Here is a 23,153-nt window from a genome sequence, read left to right as displayed (position 1 = left end):
GGGAAACAGTTGTCCATCGAGATCGCCAACGAGTCGGGCGCCGAGGTCGATACCGACGCGGTGCTCGCCGTCGCCCGCTACGCCCTGGACGAGATGGGGGTCAACCCCCTCGCCGAGCTGTCCGTGCTGCTCGTCGACATCGAGTACATGGCCGAGCTGAACCACCGCTGGATGGGTGGGGACGGGCCGACCGACGTACTCGCCTTCCCGATGGACGAGGGCAGCGTCGACCACGGCCCCGGCGAGGTCAGCGGCGGTGAGCCGGCGCTGCTCGGCGACATAGTGCTCTGCCCCGAGGTGGCGGCCAAGCAGGCGGCCACCGCCGGCCACTCGTCCGGCGACGAACTGCACCTGCTCACCGTGCACGGGGTCCTGCACCTGCTCGGTTACGACCACGCGGAGCCGGAGGAGGAGCGCGAGATGTTCGCGTTGCAGGCCAAACTCCTCTCCGGTTGGCGAGCAGCGCGAGCCCATTGATGCCCGACCACTTAGCCGCCGCCGGTGCCACCGCCGCCGGCCTGCCCGATCTGCAACTCCTGTTCTTCGGCGCCGCCCTGGTGGTGCTCGCCGGCCTGTTCGCGATGACCGAGGCCGCGCTCGCCGCGATCTCCCCGGCCCGCGCCGGCGAACTGGCCCGCGACGGGGCACGCGGCGCCCGTACGCTCCAGATCGTCGCCGCCGACGCGGTCCGGCACCTGAACCTGCTGCTGTTGCTGCGACTGCTCTGCGAACTGACCGCGACCACCCTGGTAGCCCTGGTCGCGGTCGACACCTTCGGTGCCGGCTGGCGGGCGGCCCTGGTCACCGCCGGCGCGATGACCGTGGTCAGCTTCGTGGTCGTCGGCGTCGCGCCGCGCACCATCGGCCGGCAACACGCGTACGCGGTCGGCCGGGCCAGCGCGCCGCTGGTCCGCTGGCTGGGCCGGGCGCTGAACCCGCTCGCCTCGCTGCTGATCCTGATCGGCAACGCGGTCACCCCCGGACGGGGTTTCCGCGAGGGCCCGTTCGCCACCCAGGTGGAGTTGCGCGAGCTGGTCGACCTGGCCGAGCAGCGGGGCGTGGTCGAGCACGGCGAACGGCAGATGATCCACTCGGTCTTCGCCCTCGGTGAGACGATCGCCCGCGAGGTGATGGTGCCGCGCACCGAGATGGTGTGGATCGAGGCGCACAAGAAGCCGCCGCAGGCGATGCTGCTGTTCCTGCGCTCCGGATTCTCCCGGATCCCGGTGATCGGCGAGAGCGTCGACGACGTGCTCGGCGTGCTCTACCTCAAGGACCTGATCCGGCGCACCCAGGGCGGCGACCCGGCCGCTGAGGAACTGCCGGTCTCCGACCTGATGCGCGAGGCGATCTTCGTACCGGAGTCCAAGCCGGTGGACGACCTGCTCTCCGAGATGCAGGCCGCGCGTACCCACCTGGTGATCGTGGTGGACGAGTACGGCGGCACCGGTGGCCTGGTCACCATCGAGGACATCCTGGAGGAAATCGTCGGCGAGATAACCGACGAGTACGACGTCGAACGCCCACCCGTGCAGCGCCTCGACGACGGCGACGTACGGGTCACCGCCCGGCTGCCGGTCGAGGACCTCGGTGAACTGTTCGACGTCGAACTTCCCGCCGACGAGGTGGAAACCGTCGGCGGCCTGCTCGCCCAGGCGCTCGGCCGGGTGCCCATCCCCGGTGCCGCCGCCGAACTCGGCGGCCTGCGGCTGATCGCCGAGGGCACCACCGGCCGACGCAACCGGATCGACTCGGTGCTGGTCAGCCGGCTCGGCATCGGCGGCCGGGACGAGCCGGAGGGCACCGAGTCGCACCGGGCCGCCGAGCCGCGCAAGAATGCCGAGCCGCGCAAGAATTCCGACCAAGGCAAGAGCCAGAAGCAGAACCAGGACCGAACCGAGGAGAGGCAACCCGCTGATGCCTGAGTCGCCCGCCGTATCCGCCGCCGCACCGGCAGGGCCGATCGGCTCCGCCGACGCGCCCGCCGAGTTGAGCGCCGAGGACGCCAAGCTGGTTGTCCTGGCCCGGGGCGCCCGCGCCCGGATCGGCGCGGTGGAGGGAGCGGCCGTGCGCGACCAGGACGGCAGGACGTACGCCGCGGCCAGCGTCGCCCTGCCCTCGTTGACCATCACCGCCCTCCAGTTGGCGGTCGCCTCGGCGGCAGCCGCCGGAGCCAACCGACTGGAGGCGGCCGCGGTCGTCACCGAGGCGTCGACGCTCGACGGTGCCGGACACGCCGCCGTACGCGACCTGGCGGCCGACGCGCCGATCCACGTGGCCGCCCCGAACGGCACCCTGCTCGGCACGGTGCTCGCGTGAGCGGCCGGACGGCCACCCCGCGCGGGCTGCGGACGGACGGGACGGGGGCAGCGCCGTACCGTGCGGGTTTTGCCTGTTTCGTCGGACGGCCGAACGCCGGCAAATCCACCCTGACCAACGCGATCGTTGGCCAGAAGATCGCCATCACCTCCAGCAAACCGCAGACCACCCGGCACGTGATCCGGGCCGTCCTGCACCGCCCGGAGGCCCAGCTCGTCCTGGTCGACACCCCCGGCCTGCACCGGCCCCGGACGCTGCTCGGCGAACGCCTCAACGACCTGGTCCGCTCCACCTGGAGCGAGGTCGACGTGATCGGCCTCTGCGTGCCGGCGAACGAGCCGGTCGGACGCGGCGACCGGTTCATCACCGGCGAGCTGGCCGAGCTGAAGGCCAGCGTCATCGCCGTGGTCACCAAGACCGACCTGGTCGACAAGAAGCGGCTGGCCGAGCAGTTGCTCGCGGTCAACGACATGGGCGAATTCGCGGCCGTGGTGCCGGTCAGCGCGGTCTCCGGACACCAGGTCGACGTCCTGGTCGACGTGATGACCGGCTACCTGCCGCCGTCGCCGCAGCTCTACCCCGACGACATGCTCACCGACGAGCCCGAGCAGGTGCTGGTCGCCGAGCTGATCCGGGAGGCGGCGCTGGAAGGGGTCCGTGACGAACTGCCGCACTCGATAGCGGTGGTGGTCGAGGAGATGGTCCCCGAGGACAAGCTGATCCGGATCTACGCCGACGTGTACGTGGAACGGTCCAGCCAGAAGGCGATCGTCATCGGTCACCAGGCCAGCCGGCTCAAGGACGTCGGCACCCGCGCCCGGCAGCAGATCGAGGAACTGCTCGGCAGCCGGGTCTACCTCGACCTGCACGTACGGGTCGCGAAGGACTGGCAGCGGGACCCGAGGCAGTTGCGCAAACTCGGCTTCTGACACGGGGGAGATGGACGTGGCGCGGGAGCTTCTCGTCACCGGGTCGGCCGGCCGGATCGGTCGGCTGCTCCGGCCCCGGCTCGCCGCGCCCGGCCGTACGCTGCGCCTGCTGGACCGGGCCGACCAGGACCCGCCCGCGCCCGGCGAGGCGGTCCGCCTGATCCGGGCCGACCTGACCGATCCGGCGGCACTCGAAGCGGCCTGTGCCGGAGCCGACGCGATAGTGCACCTGGCCGCGCTGGCCGGCGAGGACAGCTGGGAAAACCTGCTCCGGACCAATGTGGACGGCACCCGTACGGTGCTGGAGGCGGCGCGGGCGGCGGGTGTGTCGCGGGTGGTGCTGGCCTCGTCGGTGCACGCCGCGGGTTTCTACCGCCAGGCCGGCAGCACCCCCGAACCGGCCGGGGTGCCCGCCCCGACCGGCCCGGACGGGGTGCCGGCCGACGTCCCGCCCCGGCCGGACACCTACTACGGCTGGACCAAGGCCGCGGTCGAGGGGCTCGGCAGCCTCTACGCCGACCGGTACGGGATGACCGTCTTCGCGCTGCGGATCGGCGCCTGCTTCCCCGAGCCGCCGGGCGTACGGGGCCTGGACATGTGGCTGTCACCGGACGACTGCGGTCGACTCGTCTCGGCCTGCCTGGAGACCGGGGTGACCGGCTTCCGGGTGCTCTGGGGAGTCAGCCGCAACACCCGCCGCTGGTGGTCACTGGCCGAGGGCCGGGAGATCGGGTACGAGCCCCGCGACGACGCCGAACCGTACGCCGCGACCGTACGTGAGCGCGCCGGAGAACGAGAGACGGCCGGCCTGATCGGCGCCGCCTTCTGCACCTACCCACTCGGCACCATCCCGCACTACGACAACTAACGCCTCCCCGCCTCTCCCCGCTCTCGTCGACGATCTTGCACTTGTGGTGCCTGATTTAGGGCACTCATCCGGATTTGTGGACGACCACAAGTGCAAGATCGCGCGGTGTTTGAGAGTGTGGTGTATATACACTGGATTGGTTCGGGGGGATATAGGCGGATCCTGTGGGGTTGTTCACCTGTGGGGCACCCAGTGCATCGTTCGAACGGTGGAGCGGCAGGGTAGGAAAACGTACGACCCCCTGTCGCCCCGGTTTAGATGCAGGCTGATGCGAAACAGATACGTAGATCTGCTCCGTTTTCTGGCAATCATCCGAGTTGTCGTCTACCACACCACCGGCTGGGCGTTCCTGACCATCGCCTTCCCCGCGATGTCGGTCATGTTCGCACTCGGCGGATCGCTGATGGCGGCCTCCCTCGACCGCTCCGGAGCCGGGGCGGTGGGCCGACGGTTGCGCCGCCTGCTCCCGTCGCTCTGGCTGCTCGCCGCGTTCTTCGTACCGGCCATGCTGCTCACCGGACTGCCGGTGAGCTGGCGGCTGCTGTTCTGGGCCGCGCCGATCGCCGACCCGCCCAGCAACGGCTGGGGCGCGCTCGCGCTGAGTGCCATCTGGTACCTGCGCGACTACCTCTGGTTCGTGCTCGCCTCACCACTCGCCCTGTGGCTGTTCCGGCGGTTCCCGCTGCCCACCCTGGCCGCGCCGTACGTGCTGCTGGTCGTGGTGGAACTCTGGTTCCCGACCGCGCCGATCGTGGTCCGCGACTTCGGGCTCTACTTCGGAGCGTGGCTGATCGGCTTCGCGCACCACGACGGCCTGCTGCGGCGGATCCCCCGCCGGGTGCTGATCCCGGTCGCCGGCACGCTCGCCGCGCTCGGCGCCGCGTGGTTCCTCACCCACCCGGGACCGCGCGGCTTCGACCTGAACGACATCCGGCTCGGCAACGGCCTCTGGTCGGCCGGATTCACCCTGCTACTGCTCGGACTCGCCCCGGCCGGTGCCGCCTGGGTGGACCGCAACGAGATCCTGGGCCGGGCGGTGACGGTGCTCAACCGGCGGGCACTGACCGTCTACCTCTGGCACATGCCGATCGTGATCGGCCTGACCGCGCTGATGGCATGGGCCGGTTGGAAGCAGACCGACCTCACCGGAGTCACCGTCCGGCTCGTCGTGGTCGCCACCCTGGTCGCGTTGGCCACCGGCCTGTTCGGCTGGATGGAGGACCTGGCCGCGCGCCGCCGTACGGTTCTGCTGCCCGGTGGCGAAACCGCCGCCCGACCGCGCGACGGGACAGCCGTACCAGGTGGTGGGGACGGCCGATCGCGGCCGGACCGGACCGGTGGTGCCGATCCCGCCGCGCCCGGTGCCGAGCAGCCGATCGCCCCGGCCCCCGAGCCGGCGGCGTCGCCCGCCCCGGCGGCCGGTCCGGTACGCCCGGTTCGCCCCACCCGCCCGGCGATCCCGATCCAGCGGACCGGGCCCGCGAACGGGCGCGGCTCCGCCGACCGGGGTGGACCGGCCCGCCCGCAGGAAACCGTGGACCGCGACCGGATCCGGCGGTGAACCGACTCAGCGGGGAGTGATCGTGATGTCGCCGCTGCCGGTCTCCAGGTCCAGCCGGTTGACCGCGCTCGGGTCGTCGGCCAGTCGGGAACGGGCCGTGCCGGACGAGGTCGCCGACCGGATCCGGTACGCCCCGTCGGGCACCGTCAGCTCGATCGAGCCGCTCGACGCACGCGCGTTCACCGAACCCGCCGTGTCCAGCGCCAGGATGATGTCCCCGGAGCCGGTGGTGGCGTCGACCGTACCGCCGAGCCCGTGGCCGTTCACCGAGCCCGAACCGGTGCGTACGGTCGCCGCGGTGCCGATCCGGCCGAGGTCGATGTCGCCGGAGCCGGTCTGTGCCCGGACCGTGCCGGTCGCGCCGATCAGGGTGATGTCACCCGAGCCGACCTTCACGTCGACGTCGCCGACGTCGGACAACTCCACGTCACCGGAACCGTTCTCGCCGCTGACCGACACCCCGGTCGGGGCGACGATCTCGTACGAGACACCGCACCGCGAGCCGCAGTCGGTGTCGATCCGCAGCTCGCTGCCCTCGATCACGTACGTGGAACCGGGCTCCGAGCCGCGGTAACGGACCACCCGCTTGATCCGTACGTCGGACACCGCCGCCGTCGACACCACCACGTCACCGGAACCCGGCGCCACCACTATCTTGGCGATCTTGACCTTTTCGGTCTGGTCGAAGTCGAGTCGCCGCTGCCCGACCGTCAGGTCGTCGCAACCGGCCAGGATGCCCAGGGTGAGCGCGCCCGCCGTGACGGCGGTGACGATCCGGAACATGGTCATACAGATCAGGCTATGAGCCGGCGGGCCCCCCGGACATCAGGGAGGAGCCACGCATCCGCCCCGGAGAAGACCCTGAGAACGCCCTCAGGGTCACCGTCCCGACCCGGGTGCACCGGGGCCGACCCGGGGCAGGGGAGAATGGTCGGATGGCCGGGTACCGCAGACAGCTCTACCGCGACGACGCCGTGGTGCTGCGCGTACAGAAGCTTGGCGAATCCGACCGGATCATCACCCTGCTGACCCGCAAGCACGGCCGACTGCGGGCGGTCGCCCGAGGCGTACGCCGAACCAGCTCCCGCTTCGGCGCCCGGCTCGAACCGTTCGGCCACGTCGACCTGCAACTCGCCGGCGACCCGCAGGGCAACATCGGCAGCCCGCTGCACACGGTCAGCCAGGTCGAGGGAATCGACCTGTACGGTCGCCGGTTCCTTGAGGACTACCCGCGCTACACCACCGCCAGCGCCATCGCCGAAACCGCCGAACGACTCACCCCGGTGGAACGCGAACCCTCGCTGCGGCTGTTCCAACTCACCCTCGGGGCGCTGCGCGCGCTGGCCGAGGGGAGCCACGCCAGCAGCCTGGTGCTCGACGCGTACCTGCTGCGCGGGATGGCGCTCGCCGGCTGGGCGCCGGCCCTGGTCGCCTGTGCCGTCTGCGGCACCCCCGGAGCGCACCGGGCGTTCTCCGTACCGGCGGGGGGTTGTGTCTGCCCGGACTGCCGCCCACCCGGCGCCGCCCACCCGGCCCCGGCCACCATCGACCTGATGTCCGCCCTCACCACCGGCGACTGGCGGGTGGCCGACGCGACCGAGGTCAGCCACCGGCGCGAATGCAGCGGCCTGGTCGCCGCACACCTGCAATGGCACCTCGAACGCGCGCTACGCTCGCTGCCGTTGGTTGACCGAGACGACCGGCCCGTCCGGGCCGATCGGAACGACCCGGCCGGAACATCGGAGTACGGGCCGGAGCAAGGGGAGACAACGCAGTGATCCGATCCATGACCCGCGGAGCACGTCGGCAACCGACCCCGCCGACCCCGCACCCCACCGGCGCCCGCCCGCCGGCTCTGCCCGCGGACGCCCTGCCCAAGCATGTCGCGGTGGTGATGGACGGCAACGGACGGTGGGCCAAGGACCGGGGCCTGCCCCGGACCAAGGGCCACGAGGCCGGCGAGTTCTCCCTGTTCGACACGATCGAGGGCGCCATCGAGCTGGGCATTCCCTACCTGTCCGCGTACGCGTTCTCCACCGAGAACTGGCGGCGCTCGCCGGACGAGGTGCGCTTCCTGATGGGCTTCAACCGGGACGTGATCCGGCGGCGCCGCGACCAACTGGTCGACCTCGGCGTACGGGTGGTCTGGTCCGGGCGGGCCGGACGGCTCTGGAAGAGCGTGATCTCCGAGTTACAGACCGCCGAGGAGATGTCCCGCGACAACACCGCGCTGACGCTCCAGTTCTGCGTCAACTACGGCGGCCAGGCCGAGATCGCCGACGCGGCGGCTGCCATCGCCCGTGACGTCGCGGCCGGCCGGCTCGACCCGGCGAAGGTCAACGAGAAGACGGTCGCCCGGTACCTCTACCACCCCGAGGTGCCCGAGGTCGACCTCTTCCTGCGCCCCTCCGGCGAGCAGCGGACCTCCAACTTCCTGCTCTGGCAGAGCGCGTACGCCGAACTCGTCTACCTCGACGTGCTCTGGCCCGACTTCGACCGCCGCCACCTCTGGTACGCCTGCGAGCTGTACGCCCAACGCGACCGCCGCTTCGGCGGCGCCCTCCCCAACCCCGTCCCCCCGAGCCCCCTCTCGCCCCCGAGCCCCCTCTCGCCCCCGAGCCCCCTCTCGCCCCCGAGCCCCCTCTCGCCGTCGATCTAGGGCAAATGGGGGTGATCGGAGATCAACTCACAACGATTTGCCCTAGATCGACGAGGCGGCGGGTGGCGAGGGTTCTGATTACCTCGGGGGTGTCGGTCAGGTCGGTTAGGACCGTGTGGGCGCCGGCTGCGGTGAGGACGGCGGCGGGGGTGGTGCCGGTGGCCACGGCTACGGCGGTTACTCCGTTGGCCAGCGCACCGGCTACGTCGTGCACGGTGTCGCCGATGACCAGGATGTCGGCGGGGGCGAAGCGGTGTCCGTACTTGGCCTCGGCCCGGTCACGGCACTGGCGGACCAGGGCCGCGCGTACGGTGTCGTGCCGGCCGTAGCCGCCGATGTCGAGATCCAGGCCGGCACCGAGACCGAGGGCGGTGAGCTTGTCCTCGGCGACGGCGGGGATGTTGCCGGTCACCAGGGTCTGGACGACGTGGGGATGGGCGCCCAGCCCGGCGAGCACCGCGGCGACGCCGGGTAGTACCCGCCCCTGCTCGGTGATCAGATGCCGGCGGGCGGCGAGCGCGGCGGCGTAGCGGAGGAAGAACTGCTCCAGCAACGGCTCGTAGTCGGCGACGCCGTGCGTGGTGAACGCCTCGGCGGCCAGGTCCCGGTCGGTCCGGCCGGCCGAGTGCGGCATCCGCTGCCAGGCCACCCCGGTCAGGGCGGTGAAAGCCTCCGCGTACGCGAGCTTCGCGACCCCTCCGGTCTGCACCAGCGTGCCGTCGATGTCCCACATCAGCAGCCGTGGTGCCGGCGTCAGCGGACCGGTGGGTGGTGCCGGCGCGCTCATCCGTCGGCCAGCCGGGCCTCGATGTGCGCCACCTTCGCCGTCAACGCGTCGGTGACACCGGCCCGGATGTCCGCCTTGAGGACCAGGCTGACCCGTGGCGACTGCTCGGCGAGTACGTCGACCGCCCGCTTCACCACCGCCATCACCTCGTCCCACTCGCCCTCGACCAGGGTGAACATGGCGTTGGTCTCGTTGCGCAGTCCGGACTCCCGGACCACCCGTACGGCCTCGGCCACGGCGTCACCCACGGACTCGCCACCGCCGAGCGGACTCACCGAAAACGCGATCAGCATGTCGTTGATGGTCGCACCGCTGGCCGGCCCGGACCACCATGACGGGTCCGGCCGAGATAAATCGGATGCGTCGGGGAGGACGGCGTGGTTAGTCTCTGCCCATGCGTTACTGATGCCCCTGTGCACCGTGCCGGCCCGCCGCCTTTTCGCCGTGGGCCCGTGCCGGGCGTCCACGCTCTCTCCGCGCCTGCCGCGATGATCCCGAGCGTTGAACATCCTCGCCGTCGATTGTCGTGACATCCGGTCGTCGTGACCGTCGCGGAGCCGTTGTCTTCGGACGCTCCGGGCACTCGTTTCTCACCTGACCGCCCCGACGCGAGCGGGGTGGAGATCTTCCAGAGGAGGCCAGAATGCCTGGTAAGTCACACTCTCGAACCAACGGTCAGCGCAAGCAGGGCGTCGCGTTCGTCGTACCGGCGCAGGAGCGGGAGCACGGCGACGTGACCGGGGTGCTCGGACCGATCGAGGTCCCGGAGACCGGCGAACCGGTGTCGCTTCCGCCGGCCGCGCCGAAGGCCGGTCCGCCGGTCCGGGGCGGGCGCTCGGGCGGCGTCGGCCGCTCGCAGGGCACCCGCCCGACCCGCCAGTACGCCTTCCGTCGCAGCTGATCGACCCGGCGACGGCTGATCCGCCCGGCCGTAGCTGATCCGCCCAGCCGTAGCTGATCCGCCCGGTCGCGGCGGGCCGGCGGCGTAGAGGGCCCCTTCCTGTCGTTCTCCGGCCGGAAGGGGCCCTTTTCCGGCCGCAAGCGGCCCTCTTTGGTGGACGCAACAGGCGTCGGGTCGGGCTGCTCGCGGCGTTGGATGACGCTCGATGTAGCGCGGTTCGGGTGGGCGGCGGGGTGCGGGGACGAAACCGGTGTTTCCGGCGCGGTCGGTCGCCGGGCCGGGCTACCGTGCCCAGGAGGGGGCCGGCGCCGCCCGCTGTCGCCGGACACGACGCCGGTGGCCCGACACACGCCCCGACCCGCCGCCTGGTCGGCCTAGCGGCTGGTGGACCCACCGGCTGGTCGGCCCGTTGGCTGGTCGGCCCACCGGCTGGTCGGCCCGTTGGCTGGTCGGCCCACCGGCTGGTCGGTCTGGTGGCAATCGAGGAGGTGGGACCGTGGTCGCCCGTGAGGTCGTACGGACCGACTACTCGGCGCGCCGGCTCACGATCCCGGTGGACGCGTCGTTCGACGACTTCCAGCGGCGGTACGAGCAGGCCGTACCGGTGTTCGACCCCGCGACGTTCAAGCCGCTGGCCGACCGGAAGGCAGACTGGTCGGAGTGGGTCGAGGTGACGAACAGGGCGGCGCCGTACGAGTTTCTCATCTACTGGCACATCGACACGCAGTGGATCATGGGGGCGGCCGGGGACCAGGCCCGCTGCGCCCAGTACCAGATGGGCAACCACGTCGTCGCCGAGCGGATGTTCCGGCACGATTCGACCGTGTTCCTGTACGTGCCGCTGGCGGTCACCATCACCGACGACGGCAGCACCGGCACCTGGTTCTCCATCGACCAGCCGAGCAGCACCCTCCGCTCGTACGGCCGTCCGGAGATCACCTCGGTCGGGATCGAACTCGACCACAAGGTCGCCCGACTGCTGGAACACCTCGGTGTGGCCGTACCGCCGGTGTTGGTGGCCTGATCGCCCCGACCGGTGTCAGTTCGGCGCCGGGGACGGGCTCGGGCTGAGCACCCGGCACGCGTCCAGGGCGGCGCCGACCTTCGGGTCGGTACTGTCCAGACCCGCGGCGAGCGGCACGCCGTGGTCGCTGAGGCAGTTCGCGTACGCGCTGTCGGGTGCGGCGCCGCCACCGGGTCGGCCGCTGTGGCCCTGGCCCCGGCCGGGTCCACCGCTGGGCAGCACGGAGGCACACGCCTGCTGAGCCCGCTGCCAGGTGGCGTCGTCCACGTCGGACGGCCGGAACCCGGAGAACCCACCGCCGGGCCCCCGATAGCCGCCCGGCCAGCCGGACGCACCCGGCGACGGCTGGCCGGACGGCCGCCCGGAGGGAAAGCGGGACGGGCGTCCGGACGGAAAGCCGGACGGTCGACCGGAACCGTCGGGCCGGGGTCGCGCGGACGGCCGCCCGGTGGGCAGGTTGTCAGGTACGTCGATGCCCTGCTTCCTCAGACAGTCGACGTACGCGGCGAAGGCGTCGGGTCGACCACCCGACGTCGGCTCGGCCGCATCCTGACCGCTGGTGTCGGCGCCCCCGCATGCCGTCGCGAGGATCAGGGCCGCCGACCCCGCCGCCGCGGCCAACGTCCAGCGCACCCACCAGCTCAACACCGCCACCGGTACCTCCCTCGGGTTGACGCCACCGGGGCCGGAGAGGGTGAGAGGGGTTCCCCGGGGCGCGTACACAGGTAACCGCGACCACCTCCGGGCAAGATCGGATCAGGCTCGACGCCGGCTGGGAATCCGTGCCGATGCCCGCGCCCTCGTGCCGCCGCGCGCCTGCGAAGGACTCTCAGCCGATTCCGAGGTGCGGCCGAGGCGGCCCCGAGCCGGGGCGATGACACTCGCCCGTCATGGGTATCGGCCTGAACGCCGCTGGGCATGCCGGACGCGGCCGGCGGGTGTGGTGGTTGTCCGGTGGCGTGACCGTGGTGCTCGTACTGTCCGGCTCGGTGGCGGCGTACGCGTTGACCGGCGACGATGCCGAGCCGTCCCGCCCGGCGGCGACCGTCCGGGTGGATCGTGGCGACGTCACGCTCGCCATCGCCACCACCGGCGTACTGCGCCCCGGCCGGACCCGCAGTCTCGGATTCAGCGGCGCCGGTACGGTCACCGAGGTCGGAGTACGGGCCGGCGACCAGGTCACCGCCGGTCAGTTGCTGGCCCGGCTCGATCCCGCCGACGCCCAGCAGCGGGTCGACTCGGCCAGGGAGGCGTTGACCGAGGCGCGAGCCGCGCTCGACGCCGCCGAGCAACGCCAGGCCACCCCACCCGGCACGGCCTGGGGCTCGGGCGCGGGTGGTGGCGCAACGGGTGCCAGCGGCGGGACCGGTGGCGGCGGGACACCGATGCCGAGCCGGTTGGCCGCTCCGAGCACGTTGGCCGCTCCGAGTCGGTTGGCCGCTCCGAGTCGGTTGGCCGCTCCGAGCTCGCCGAGCACGTCCGGCACGCCCGGCTCGTCGGCCACGACGGGGCCGTCCGGACCGTCGGCCAGCACCGGGCCGTCCGGACGGCCGGGAGCGTCCGCCGGTACCGGGCAACCGGCTGGCGGGGCGGACTGCGGCGGCCGGAGCGGATCCGCGTCGGTGGGCGGGCCGGATCCCGTACTGCGGGCGCAGCAGCAGGTGACCGACGCCCAGCTGAACCTGGACACGGCGACGGACGCGCTCGCCGGGACCAGGATCACCGTGCCGATCGCCGGCAGGGTGCTCTCCGTGGCCGCCGGGGTCGGCGCGGTGGTGGGCGGCGGCAGCTCCTTCGTCACCCTCGGCGACGTGGCCGCGATGGAGGTCGAGGCGAGTTTCCCCGAGGCGGACGTCGGACGGCTGGCCGTCGGCCTGGTTGCCACCGTGACCCTGGCGAACCGGCCCGGTGAGCAGTTCCCGGCGCACGTGGCGCAGGTCGACCCGGTCGGCACCACGGTCGGGCAACTCGTCCGCTATGGCGCCGTACTCGGTTTCGATCGGGTGCCCGCCGACGCGCTGGTCGGACAGACCGCCGACGTGCGGGTGACGATCGACTCGGTGTCGAGTGTGCTGCGGGTGCCCGCCGGCGCGGTGCACCCGACCGACCCGGCCGCCCCGAGCACGACGGACGGCACCGGACAGGTGCGGCTCCGGACCCCGGCCGGCGGCACCGAACGCCGCCGGGTCACCGTCGGCGTACGGGGGGACCGGTACGTCGAGATCGTCGGTGGCCTCGCCGAAGGGGACGAAGTCGTACTCGACTGGTGATAGCGCCAGCTCACCGTGACCCGGTTCCCAGGTCGCTCCCAGCGGACTGGGCTAGAGATGACCCGGAGTTCGAGGGGGAGGAGGCCGAGGGTGCGCCCATCGGCGGGAGAGTCGACCCGACGGTCGACCAGGGTGCTCGTCGTGGACGACGAGCCGAACATCTGCGCGTTGCTCTCGGCGACCCTGCGGCTGATCGACTTCGAGGTGCGGATCGCGTACGGCGGGCACGAGGCGCTGGTCGCCGCCGCCGAGTTCGAGCCGGACCTGGTGGTGCTCGACGTGATGATGCCGGACCTGGACGGCTTCCAGGTGGCGCGACGGTTGCGCACGGCGAGCGACGGCCGGGGCGTACCGGTGCTCTTCCTCACCGCGCGCGACGCGGTGGAGGACCGGATCTCCGGGCTGACCGTCGGTGCCGACGACTACGTCACCAAGCCGTTCAGCCTGGAGGAGGTGGTGCTGCGGATCCGGGCCATCCTGCGGCGCAGCCGGGTCGAGCCCGAGCCGGGTGTGATCCACTACGCCGATCTGGAGCTGAACGAGGACGCGCACGAGGTACGCCGCGCCGGCCGGCTGGTCGAGCTGTCGCCGACCGAGTTCAACCTGCTGCGCTACCTCATGGTCAACGCCGGTCGGGTGGTCAGCAAGGCGCAGATCCTGGACCGGGTCTGGAGTTACGACTTCGGCGGCGACGGCCGGATCGTCGAGTCGTATGTCTACTACCTGCGGAAGAAGATCGACCGCTGGGATCCGCCACTGATCCAGACGGTACGGGGCGTGGGGTATGCGCTCCGGCTGCCTCGACCGGTCGGCGAGTGACCGGCCGGCTCGGCCAGCCCGGCGGTTCCGGACCACCCGGTCCGGCCGCCGCACCCGGCTGGCCGCCCCCGCCACCGCCCGACTGGACGGCGGCACCCCCGGTCGGGCGGTGGCGGCGGCGACTGGCCCGGGTACGCAGGTGGAGCCACTGGACGCTGCGCGCCCGGCTGGTGGTGGTGATCGCCGTACTGACCGCCATCGCGCTGGTCGTGGCGAACGCGGCCGGGCTGGTGCTGCTCCGGTCGTACCTCACCGATCGGGTGGACGAGCAGTTGCAGCGGTCGATCCGCCCGTACATCGCGGGTTTGGTGCCGGAGCTCGGCCCCGCGCCGGCCCACGGCGGCCGATCCACCCCGGCCGGCGGGCCGGGCCAGGCGGTGGTGATCTACGACCCGGGTGGCTCGGTGCTGGTCGCCGTCCTCTCCCACGAGGAACTTTCCCCGCCCGACCTGACCGGCTTCGCCGACCTCGCCGGTCGGGCCGACGGCGGTAGGCCGTTCACCGTGGACGCGGTCGACTCCGGCAGCGGGTGGCGGGCGCTGTCCGCACCGACCGCGAGCGGCGGGCTGGCCGTGGTGGCGGTGTCGCTGCGCGACGTCGACGCCACCGCCGAAGGGCTGCTGCTGATCGACGGCACGGTGATGGTGCTGGTCCTGCTCGTGCTCGGGCTGGTCGCCGCGCTGGTGGTACGGATCGGGTTGCGCCCGCTGACCCGGATGGAGAACATCTCCAGCGAGATCACCGCCGGTAACCTGGCCCGGCGGGTGGAGGACGCCGACCCGCACACCGAGCCGGGGCGGCTGGGCATCGCGCTCAACGTCATGCTCGACCGGATCGGCGCCGAGATGGCCGCCCGTACCGCCTCCGAGCAGCGGCTTCGGCAGTTCGTCGCGGACGCCTCGCACGAGTTGCGTACGCCGCTCACCTCGATCCGCGGCTTCGCCGAGCTGTACCGGCGCGGCGGGGCACCACCCGGAGCGGCACTGGACGAGACGATGAGCCGGATCGAGGGCGAGGCGGCCCGGATGGGCCTGCTCGTCGAGGACCTGTTGCACCTGGCCCGGCTGGATCTGCGCCGGCCGATGGACCGGGCCCCGGTGGACCTGTTGGCGATCGCCGCCGACACCATCCGGGACGCGTACGCCCGCCGCCCCGACCGGCCGATCCGGCTGGTCCCGTTCGAGGGCGGCGCCGACGCGGACACCCCCGGTGGTGGCCTGGAGCCGGTCACCGTGCTCGGTGACGAGCACCAGTTGCGCCAGGTGGCGACGAACCTGGTCACGAACGCCCTGCAACACACCCCGCCGGACGCCCGGATCACCGTCCGGGTCGGCCGCTGGTCCGCCCCGGTCCCGGCCCGGTCCACCACCGACCCGATTCCCGGGTACGCGGTGCTGGAGGTGTCCGACACCGGTCCCGGCATCCCGCCCGAGCACGCCGGCCGGATCTTCGAGCGGCTCTACCGGATCGACCAGAGTCGCACCCGTACGCCCGGTGTCGGTTCCGGGCTGGGCCTGGCCATCGTGGCCGCAATAGTGCAGGCCCACGGCGGTCGCGTCGACCTGATCGACTCAACCGGCACCGGCGCAACCTTCCGCCTGCTGCTACCCACCCCACCCCACCCCCACTGACCCCAAGCCCGCCGCCCCCTCCTCCTCCCCCTCCTCCTCCCCCTCCCCCTCCCCCTCCTCCTCGTCGTCGATCTAGGGCAAATACGTGTTAGTTGATCTCTAATCACACGTATTTGCCCTAGATCGACGTCGGGGTGGTTCGGGGGGAGGGGGAGGGGAGGGGGTGGGGTTTTCAGGGGGCTTCGAGGTGGCGTTGGGGTTGTTTCGAGTTGGGGGATCCAGGCTGGACCGCATGCCGGTGCGACGTCTGGGTCTGCTACGCCGCCCGTCGGTGCTCGTCAACGCCGTACTCGGCCTGGCGATCATCGGCGGTGGTGTCTGGGTCTACGCCTCGTTTGTCGAGCCCGAGTCGAGCGCGGCGGCGACCGGGGGTACGACCCGTACGCTCCCGGTCGGGCAGGGCACGGTGACCGCCACCGTCTCCGCGCCCGGTACGTTGCGCAGCGCCGCCACCGCGACCGCCACCTTCGGCACCGGCGGTACGGTCAGCGAGATCCTGGTCAGGGTCGGTGACCTGGTCACACCGGGCACGGTGCTGGCAAAGGTGAACCCGACCGCCGCGAACCGGCAGCTCACCGCCGCGCGGGCCAACCTGGACGCGGCGAAGGCGGCCCGGGACCGAGCCGAGGCGGCCGGCGCCGACACCACCGACGCCCGGAGCCAGGTCACCACCGCCCAGTTGGCCGTCGACACCGCCCGGGACGCGGTCGACGGCACGGTGCTCAGGGCGCCGATGGCCGGCACCGTGATCGCCGTAAACGGAACCGTCGGTGGTTCCGTCAACGGCGCCGTTGGTGGTTCCGCCGGCAACGGCGCTGGCCCGAGCGGTAGCGGCTCCGCCGCCGGCCAGTCGAACGGTTCGTCCGGCGTGGGCTCGTCCGGTGCGTTGTCGTCGGGCGGCTCGTCGTCGGGCAACGCGTCCGGCTCGTCGTCGGGCAACGCGTCCGGCTCATCGTCCGGCAATGCATCGGGTGGCAGCGCGTCGTCCGGCAATGCATCGGGTGGCAGCGCGTCGTCCGGCAATGCATCGGGTGGCAGCGCGTCGGGCGGGTTTGTTCAGCTCGCGGATCTGGGCAAACTGGAGGTGTCCGCCTCGGTTGCCGAGGCCGACGCGACCAAGCTCAGGGTGGGGCAGGCGGCCACGATCGCCTGGAACGCGCTCGCCGGTGCCACCGCGACCGGCAAGCTCACCTCGATCGACCCCAACGCCAGCACCAGCAACAACGTGGTCACCTACGGCGTGGTGTTCGGGCTGGACCAGCTCCCGCCCGGTGTCCGTCCCGGCCAGACCGTCCAGGCGACCGTAATCGTCGGCCAGGCGCAGGACGCGATCTACGTCAACTCGGCGGCGCTCACCACCGTCGGCAACCGGCACACCGCGACCGTGCTGGAGAACGGGCAGCCGGTGACCCGCCCGGTCGAGGTCGGGCTGACCGGCGACCAGACCGTACAGGTCACCTCCGGGCTGAGCGTGGGTGAGCTGGTCGTACTCAGGACCGCCGCGACGGCCGGGACCGGATCGACCGGTGCCGGCCGGACGGGCGGCGGTTTCACCGGTGGCGGCGGCTTTCCCCGGGGCGCCGGGGCCCCGCGCGGTGGGCGATGACCGCGCCGGGCCGCGCGGTGCTCGACGTCCGCCGGCTGACCAAACGGTACGGCGACGGCGAGGCGACCGTACGCGCGCTGCGCGGGGTGTCGCTCGTCGTCGGCGCCGGTGACTACCTGGCCATCATGGGTTCGTCGGGTTCGGGCAAGTCGACGCTGATGCACATCCTCGGCTGTCTGGACGTGCCCACCACCGGGCAGTACCTGCTGGACGGGGTGGACGTCAGCCGGCTCGACGACCGGCAACTGGCGCTGGTCCGCAACCGACGGATCGGCTTCGTCTTCCAGGCGTTCAATCTGATCGCGCGGACCAGCGCACTCGCCAACGTCGAACTGCCACTGGCGTACGCCGGGGTCGGGGTGAACGAGCGGCGCCGGCGGGCGTTGGCCGCGCTGGACCTGGTGGGGTTGGCCGATCGGGCCGGGCACGAGCCGAACCAGCTCTCCGGCGGACAGCAGCAGCGGGTGGCGGTGGCCCGCGCACTGGTCACCGAGCCGGCACTGATCCTGGCCGACGAGCCGACCGGCAACCTGGACAGCCGGTCGACGGCGGACGTACTCGCCATCTTCGACCAATTGAACGCGGCCGGCCGCACCATTGTCGTCATCACCCACGAGTCGGAGGTGGGTGACCGGGCCAAGCGGCTGATCCGGCTCTTCGACGGGGAGATCGCCAGCGACCAGCGCCAGGACGGCCGCGATGGCCAGGACGGCCGGGCCGGTCCCGCCACCCTCGTGCCGGCGACGGTACGACCGGAGCCGATCCGGTGAGTCTCTTCGAGATCCTGCGGTTCGCCGTACGCGGCATCACCGTCAACAAGCTCCGCTCGGCGCTGACCATGCTCGGTGTCCTGATCGGGGTCGGCGCGGTGATCCTGCTGGTCGCCGTCGGCAACGGCTCGGCGAAACAGATCACCGACCGGATCGCCGCGCTGGGCAGCAGCACGCTCACCGTGCAGAGCACAGCGCGCGGCGGCAGCGGCGGTGACGCGATCACCGTACCGACGGCGTTGGCGTTGCGGGACCCGGTCCTGGCCCCGGACGTGCGGTCGGTCTCCCCGGTGGTGAACGCGTCGGCGACCATCACCCACCAGGGCGCCGACCACCAGGTGGCGCAGTTCGTCGGCACGTACCCGAGTTATCTGGGGGCGTCGAACACCTCGGTCGCGACCGGCGCCGCGTTCGGCGACTCCGATCTTGCACAGGGCCGGCGGGTGCTGCTGATCGGGCAGACCGTGGCAGCCGAGCTGTTTCCCGGCACCGACCCGATCGGCGCGCAGGTCACCGTCGGCGGAGCGCTCTACACGGTGGTCGGCGTACTGGCGGAGAAGGGTTCCGCGACCGGGTTCCAGGATGCCAACGACGTGGCGATCGCGCCGCTGACCGCGGTCCAGCAGACCCTCACCGGCTACGGACCGGTCAACTCGGTGCTGGTCGAGGCGACCGGACCGGACCGGGTGGACGACGCCCAGGCGCAGATCGCCACGATCCTCGACCAGCGCCTCAGGATCACCCCGGCCGCCGCCGGGCGGGCGCAGAGCGCACCGTACCGGATTCAGAACGCGGCCCAGCTGCTCCAGACCCAGACCCAGACCGAGACCGCGGACACCTTCACCGTCCTGCTCGGCGCGGTGGCCGGGATCAGCCTGCTGGTCGGCGGGATCGGGATCACCAACATCATGCTGGTCACGGTGACCGAGCGGACCCGCGAGATCGGCATCCGCAAGGCGCTCGGTGCGCCCCGCCGGGTGATCCTGACCCAGTTCCTGGCCGAGGCGACCATGCTCAGCCTGGTCGGCGGGGGACTGGGCGTGCTGGCGGCCCTGGTCGGCAGCCAGTTCACCATCGTCGGCGTCAAGCCGGTGGTGGTGCCCGGTTCGATTGCCCTGGCGCTGGGCGTCTCGGTCGCGATCGGACTCTTCTTCGGCAGCGTACCGGCGAGCCGGGCGGCCGGCCTGCGGCCCATCGACGCCCTCCGCTACGAGTGATGACGAGTGATTCGGGGCGGGCGGGCCCAGCCAGGACGAGACCTCCGGGGGAGCAGCCATGACGAGAGCAGCGCGGTGGGGCCGCCGGTCGCCGGACGTACCCGGTGTGCACCGCGACCTGTCGGCGGACGCCCCGACCGTGGTCGGTCCGCCGCCCGTGGCCGCCGGACCGGGTGCCCCGCCGGCCGGGGCGGGACCCGACGACGACCTCGCCGGTGAGCTGGCCGCCGTGGCGGGTCGCCGCTGGTGGAACCGGGCAACGCTTTACCTCGGTGCGGCGGTGCTGCTGATCGGCGGCTTCGCCGGTGGCGTGCAGGTGCAGAAGTCGTACGGTAATCCGGCCGGAACCGGTCCGGCGGCCGCGACCGGCCGGGGTGCCCAGCGCGGCGCGGCCGGCTTCCCCGGTTTCCCCGGCGCCGCCGGCCGCCCCGGCGCTACGGGAACCGCCGCTGGTGCCGACACCGAGACCGGTACGGCGCAGAGCACCACCGGCACCGTGAAACTCGTCGACGGCACCACCGTCTACCTACAGACCGCCGACGGCACCGTGATCACGGTACGGACCGGCGCCGACACCGCCGTGGCGATCGCCCGGTCCGGTTCGCTCAGCGACCTCCGGGCCGGTGACACCGTCACCGTCGACGGACCGAACTCCGCCGGCACGGTCACCGCCACCAGGGTCACCGCGCAGTCGAAGTGACCGGTGCCACCGGTCCGGCATCGGCTGGGGCGTGGTGCCGGACGTGCACGTGACCGTCGTTGGGGAACGGCGGCCGGGCCGGCAGGACCTGCTCGAACCGGTACCCGGCCTTCTCCGCCACCCGGCACGAGGCGGCATTGTCCACCTGGTGCAGCAGGTCCAGGCGGGTCAGGCCCGCCGGTGCGAAGGTCTCGAAGGCCCAGCCGGTCAACGCCGTCAGCGCCAGCGGTGCGATCCCCCGACCACGGGCGTAGACCGCCGTCCAGTAGCCGACCTCGGCGGACCCGGAGCCCGGCTCGACCGTCTTCAGCGCGACATTCCCCAGCAACCGCCCCGGCCGCTCCTCCCGCCCCGGCCCATCCTGCACCGGCCCATCCTGCACCGGCCCATCCTGCACCGGCCCATCCTGCACCGGCCCATCCTGCACCGGCCCATCCTGCACCGGCCCGTCCGCCAGCACGGCGAAGCTGTGCCGCTTTCCGCTCCGCCAACCCTCGCTCTGTAGGGCCAGCCAGCGCGCCGCGTCCCCGGCGTGCGCCACCGGCATCCGGGTCCACCGGCGCAGGACCGGATCGCGGTACGCCTCGACCAACCCCTCGGCGTCAGCCTCGATCCAGGGCCGCAGCAGCAGCGCGGGCGTGGACGCCGTGGCCCGTACCCGCAACACGAAAGTCATCGGAATCCTCCCCGAGCCGCGGTGCGACACCGACCGGTGATGATCAGCCGAGCAGCGGTTGGAAGGTACCGAGCAGGATGCTGACCGTCAGCGCCGCCCCGGCCAGTACGGCGGCACCCAGGATCAGTGCGGTGTCGGCGACGGTGAACCGCTGCCGTCGGGCGACCGTACGCGGGGTGCCGGCGTCGAAACCGCGGGCGTCCATCGCGGTGGCCAACCGGGTGCCCCGGCGGATCGCCCCGACGAGCAGCGCGAACGCGGTGGCGGCGAAGAGCCGCAGTCGAGCCACCGGGTTGCGCCCGGCGTCCACGCCCCGGGCCCGCCGCGCCATGCCCAGCAGTTGCCACTCGGCGGCGAGCAGCGGCAGCATCCGGAACGCGGCCAGCGCGCCGAGCGCGAACCGGGGCGGCGCCTTGGCGTTCTGGATCAGCGCGTCGGCCAGGTCGGTCGGGTCGGTGGTCGCGAACACCAGTACGCCGGGCAGGGCCACCGCCACCAGGCGCAACGCGAGTCCCGACGCCGAGGCGAGGACCCCGGTGGTGACCGTGACCGGGCCGGCGTCGAGCAGCAGGGTTCCGGTCCGGTCGGCGGCGAACAGCACCATCGTGAACACGACGCCGAGCGCGCTGAGCAGCAGCGGCCAGGCCCGTCGGGCCAGGGTGGCGTAGCGGACGCCGAACAGCGGCAGCACGGCGAGTTCGATCGCGATGGCCACGGCGGGCGCTACCGGGTCGATCGTGGCGACCAGCGTGAACGAGAAGACCAGCGCGGCGGCGAGTTTCGCGACCGGGTTGCGCCGGGCCAGCGGCGCCGTCGCCGTACCGACCGGCCCGGTGACGATCACGCCGACCCTTTCCGGTGCACACCGTCGGCTCCCCGGCGCACGGGGCCGGCCGCCGGGTCGGTGGCGCCGGCCAGGGTCACGGTCCGGTCGGCGATCGCGGCGACGAAGTCGGCGTCGTGGGTGACGGTGACGACGCCGTGGCCGGCGTCGCGCAGATCGGCGAGCAGGTCGACCAGTTCGATCCAGGTACGCCGGTCCTGGCCGAAGGTCGGCTCGTCCAGTACGAGCAGCCGGGGCGCCGTGGCCAGCGCGGTCGCCACGCTCAGCCGCCGCGCCTCGCCACCGGACAGGGTGTACGGGTTCGCGCGTGCGAGCCGGTCCAGTCGCAGCCGGGTCAGCAACTCATCCACTGTGGAGCGCACGGCGGCTTCGGGGTGGCCGGTCCGGCGTGGCCCGAGGGCCAGTTCGTCGAAGACCGTACCGGTGAGGAACTGGTGTTCGGGGGACTGGAAGACCGAGCCGATCCGGCGTACGAGCGCCGTGGCCCGCCAGCGGTGCGGTGGTGTGGCGGCGTCGGCTCCGGCCAGGGCGGCAGTGGCGGTGAGTCGACCCGTACCCGGTTTCATCAGCCCGCCGAGTTGCAGCGCCAGGGTGGTCTTGCCGACCCCGTTGCGCCCGAGTACGGCAACCGCCTCGCCGGAGCGTACGGTCAGATCGGTCGGGGCCAGCCGGGGTGGTAGGCCGAGCCGGTCGGCGGTGAGCAACCCCTCGCCCGCGGCGGTGGCCGCCGGTCGGGCGCGCACCGACCGGCCGGGCACCCAGACCCCGGCGTCGGCGAGGCTGTCACCGTGTGCCGCGAAGACCTCGTCCGGGGTGCCGTCGGCACGCACGCCGCCGCCCGGTTCCAGCACCACCACCCGGTCGACCAGCGGCAGTGCCTCGGCGATCCGGTGTTCGACCAGGATCAGGGTGGTGTCCCGGTCGACCGCCGCACCGATGGCGGCCCGGACCAGGTTGGCGCCGGCCGGGTCGAGGTTGGCGGTGGGCTCGTCGAGCAGGAGCAGTCCGGGCCGGAGCGCGAGTACGCCGGCCAGGGCGAGTCGTTGCTGCTCACCGCCGGAGAGGGCGGCGGTGGACCGGTCCCGCCCGTAGGGGAAGCCGACCCGGTGCAGCGCCTGGTCGACCCGCGCCCAGATCTCGCCGGCCGCCACCCCCCGGTTCTCCAACCCGAACGCGACGTCGTCCCCGGCCCGCGCCATCACCAGTTGACTCTCCGGGTCCTGGAAGAGGATCCCGACCCGCTCCCGCGCCGTACGCGGATCGCTGCCGTCGACCTCGATCCGCCCCTCCTGCTCCCCGGAGTCCTCGGCCAACAGCCCGGCGAGCGCGGCCAGCAACGTGCTCTTTCCCGCCCCCGAGGCCCCGAGCAACAACACCCGCTCCCCGCGCTCAACCCGCAGATCGACCCCCCGCACCGCCCACCGCTTCCGCCCCGCATGCCGCCACCCAAACCCCCGAACCTCAACCCCCCTAACCGCCCCCACCCCCTCTCACTCTCCTTTGTGCGCGTTGATCATGAAGTTAGCGACCGAAATAGAGATCAAACTTGCGCTAACTTCATGATCAACGATG

General features: G+C 72.4%; 23 protein-coding genes and 1 pseudogene. 17 read left to right on the top strand and 7 right to left on the bottom strand.

Features of this window, described 5'->3' with window-relative positions:
- Window positions 1–9: 9 nt before the first annotated feature.
- The 6 genes from ybeY to OG792_RS26395 all read left to right on the top strand — a co-directional run bounded on the left by ybeY (window position 10) and on the right by OG792_RS26395 (window position 5,677).
- Window positions 10–477, top strand: coding sequence for an rRNA maturation RNase YbeY (gene ybeY / locus OG792_RS26420; protein ID WP_329103325.1), 468 nt, complete (start codon window positions 10–12; stop codon window positions 475–477).
- Entirely contained in the window at window positions 477–1,925 is a 1,449-nt protein-coding gene (locus tag OG792_RS26415) for a hemolysin family protein (RefSeq protein WP_329103323.1), read from the top strand. The genes ybeY and OG792_RS26415 overlap by 1 nt, the downstream gene beginning before the upstream one ends.
- Window positions 1,918–2,319, top strand: a complete 402-nt coding sequence (locus OG792_RS26410; RefSeq protein WP_329103321.1) for a cytidine deaminase — start codon at window positions 1,918–1,920, stop codon at window positions 2,317–2,319. The genes OG792_RS26415 and OG792_RS26410 overlap by 8 nt, the downstream gene beginning before the upstream one ends.
- 26 nt (window positions 2,320–2,345) lie before the next feature.
- Complete coding sequence (gene era / locus OG792_RS26405; RefSeq protein ID WP_329111437.1) at window positions 2,346–3,248, top strand: GTPase Era; 903 nt, start codon at window positions 2,346–2,348, stop codon at window positions 3,246–3,248.
- A 16-nt stretch (window positions 3,249–3,264) separates the two neighbouring features.
- Window positions 3,265–4,116, top strand: coding sequence for an NAD-dependent epimerase/dehydratase family protein (locus tag OG792_RS26400; protein WP_329103319.1), 852 nt, complete (start codon window positions 3,265–3,267; stop codon window positions 4,114–4,116).
- Window positions 4,117–4,384: 268 nt separating this feature from the next.
- On the top strand, window positions 4,385–5,677 hold the full coding sequence (locus tag OG792_RS26395) for an acyltransferase family protein (RefSeq protein ID WP_329103317.1): 1,293 nt from the start codon (window positions 4,385–4,387) through the stop codon (window positions 5,675–5,677).
- Window positions 5,678–5,683: 6 nt separating this feature from the next.
- On the opposite strand, the gene OG792_RS26390 is transcribed toward OG792_RS26395, so the two are convergent.
- Window positions 5,684–6,466, bottom strand: a complete 783-nt coding sequence (locus OG792_RS26390) for a DUF4097 family beta strand repeat-containing protein (protein ID WP_329103315.1) — start codon at window positions 6,464–6,466, stop codon at window positions 5,684–5,686.
- A 146-nt stretch (window positions 6,467–6,612) separates the two neighbouring features.
- Between OG792_RS26390 and recO the strand changes: the two genes are divergently transcribed.
- Together recO and OG792_RS26380 are read left to right on the top strand one after the other, a co-directional pair.
- Window positions 6,613–7,455, top strand: a complete 843-nt coding sequence (gene recO, locus OG792_RS26385) for a DNA repair protein RecO (RefSeq protein ID WP_329103313.1) — start codon at window positions 6,613–6,615, stop codon at window positions 7,453–7,455.
- 8 nt (window positions 7,456–7,463) lie between these two features.
- Window positions 7,464–8,261: pseudogene (locus tag OG792_RS26380) on the top strand (isoprenyl transferase); the annotation flags it as partial.
- Between the two features lie 97 nt (window positions 8,262–8,358).
- On the opposite strand, the gene OG792_RS26375 reads toward OG792_RS26380, so the two are convergent.
- Window positions 8,359–9,123: an HAD family hydrolase gene (locus OG792_RS26375; protein WP_329103311.1), complete on the bottom strand. Its 765-nt coding sequence runs from the start codon at window positions 9,121–9,123 to the stop codon at window positions 8,359–8,361.
- On the bottom strand, window positions 9,120–9,416 hold the full coding sequence (locus tag OG792_RS26370; protein ID WP_329103309.1) for an MTH1187 family thiamine-binding protein: 297 nt from the start codon (window positions 9,414–9,416) through the stop codon (window positions 9,120–9,122). The genes OG792_RS26375 and OG792_RS26370 overlap by 4 nt, the downstream gene beginning before the upstream one ends.
- 350 nt (window positions 9,417–9,766) lie before the next feature.
- Here OG792_RS26370 and OG792_RS26365 point away from each other — a divergent pair, with 350 nt between their 5' ends.
- Window positions 9,767–10,024 carry a hypothetical protein gene (locus OG792_RS26365; RefSeq protein WP_329103307.1) on the top strand — a complete coding sequence of 86 codons (258 nt, stop codon included), beginning with the start codon at window positions 9,767–9,769 and terminating at the stop codon, window positions 10,022–10,024.
- 496 nt (window positions 10,025–10,520) lie between these two features.
- Window positions 10,521–11,048 (top strand): hypothetical protein, encoded by a 528-nt coding sequence (locus OG792_RS26360; protein ID WP_329103305.1) that lies wholly within the window; start codon window positions 10,521–10,523, stop codon window positions 11,046–11,048.
- A gap of 15 nt (window positions 11,049–11,063) precedes the next feature.
- Here the strand turns inward: OG792_RS26360 and OG792_RS26355 are convergent, their stop codons facing one another.
- Window positions 11,064–11,702, bottom strand: a complete 639-nt coding sequence (locus tag OG792_RS26355; RefSeq protein WP_329103303.1) for a hypothetical protein — start codon at window positions 11,700–11,702, stop codon at window positions 11,064–11,066.
- Window positions 11,703–11,938: 236 nt separating this feature from the next.
- Between OG792_RS26355 and OG792_RS26350 the strand changes: the two genes are divergently transcribed.
- The 7 genes from OG792_RS26350 to OG792_RS26320 all read left to right on the top strand — a co-directional run bounded on the left by OG792_RS26350 (window position 11,939) and on the right by OG792_RS26320 (window position 20,061).
- Window positions 11,939–13,318 carry an efflux RND transporter periplasmic adaptor subunit gene (locus OG792_RS26350; RefSeq protein ID WP_329103300.1) on the top strand — a complete coding sequence of 460 codons (1,380 nt, stop codon included), beginning with the start codon at window positions 11,939–11,941 and terminating at the stop codon, window positions 13,316–13,318.
- Window positions 13,319–13,450: 132 nt separating this feature from the next.
- Window positions 13,451–14,137 (top strand): response regulator transcription factor, encoded by a 687-nt coding sequence (locus OG792_RS26345; protein WP_442932503.1) that lies wholly within the window; start codon window positions 13,451–13,453, stop codon window positions 14,135–14,137.
- 122 nt (window positions 14,138–14,259) lie between these two features.
- On the top strand, window positions 14,260–15,768 hold the full coding sequence (locus OG792_RS26340; protein ID WP_329111436.1) for a sensor histidine kinase: 1,509 nt from the start codon (window positions 14,260–14,262) through the stop codon (window positions 15,766–15,768).
- A 232-nt stretch (window positions 15,769–16,000) separates the two neighbouring features.
- Window positions 16,001–17,374, top strand: coding sequence for an efflux RND transporter periplasmic adaptor subunit (locus tag OG792_RS26335; RefSeq protein WP_329103296.1), 1,374 nt, complete (start codon window positions 16,001–16,003; stop codon window positions 17,372–17,374).
- Window positions 17,371–18,144 carry an ABC transporter ATP-binding protein gene (locus tag OG792_RS26330; protein ID WP_329103294.1) on the top strand — a complete coding sequence of 258 codons (774 nt, stop codon included), beginning with the start codon at window positions 17,371–17,373 and terminating at the stop codon, window positions 18,142–18,144. Before OG792_RS26335 ends, OG792_RS26330 begins: the two co-directional genes overlap by 4 nt.
- Window positions 18,141–19,361 carry an ABC transporter permease gene (locus OG792_RS26325; RefSeq protein WP_329103293.1) on the top strand — a complete coding sequence of 407 codons (1,221 nt, stop codon included), beginning with the start codon at window positions 18,141–18,143 and terminating at the stop codon, window positions 19,359–19,361. The genes OG792_RS26330 and OG792_RS26325 overlap by 4 nt, the downstream gene beginning before the upstream one ends.
- Window positions 19,362–19,419: 58 nt before the next feature.
- Window positions 19,420–20,061, top strand: coding sequence for a hypothetical protein (locus OG792_RS26320; protein ID WP_329103291.1), 642 nt, complete (start codon window positions 19,420–19,422; stop codon window positions 20,059–20,061).
- Here the strand turns inward: OG792_RS26320 and OG792_RS26315 are convergent.
- Genes OG792_RS26315 through OG792_RS26305 form a run of 3 tightly spaced genes read right to left on the bottom strand, consistent with a single transcriptional unit; the run spans window position 20,042 to window position 23,065 of the window.
- Window positions 20,042–20,737, bottom strand: coding sequence for a GNAT family N-acetyltransferase (locus OG792_RS26315; RefSeq protein WP_329103289.1), 696 nt, complete (start codon window positions 20,735–20,737; stop codon window positions 20,042–20,044). The two genes, OG792_RS26320 and OG792_RS26315, sit on opposite strands and share 20 nt — an antisense overlap.
- 43 nt (window positions 20,738–20,780) lie before the next feature.
- Entirely contained in the window at window positions 20,781–21,581 is an 801-nt protein-coding gene (locus OG792_RS26310) for an energy-coupling factor transporter transmembrane component T family protein (RefSeq protein ID WP_329103288.1), read from the bottom strand.
- Window positions 21,578–23,065, bottom strand: a complete 1,488-nt coding sequence (locus OG792_RS26305; RefSeq protein ID WP_329103286.1) for an ABC transporter ATP-binding protein — start codon at window positions 23,063–23,065, stop codon at window positions 21,578–21,580. The genes OG792_RS26310 and OG792_RS26305 overlap by 4 nt, the downstream gene beginning before the upstream one ends.
- Window positions 23,066–23,153 lie beyond the last annotated feature (88 nt).

The organism is Micromonospora sp. NBC_01699 (assembly GCF_036250065.1).
Taxonomy (GTDB): domain Bacteria; phylum Actinomycetota; class Actinomycetes; order Mycobacteriales; family Micromonosporaceae; genus Micromonospora_G.
Note: the sequence above shows the minus strand (reverse complement) of the source record. Positions and strands in the feature narration are given on the sequence as shown.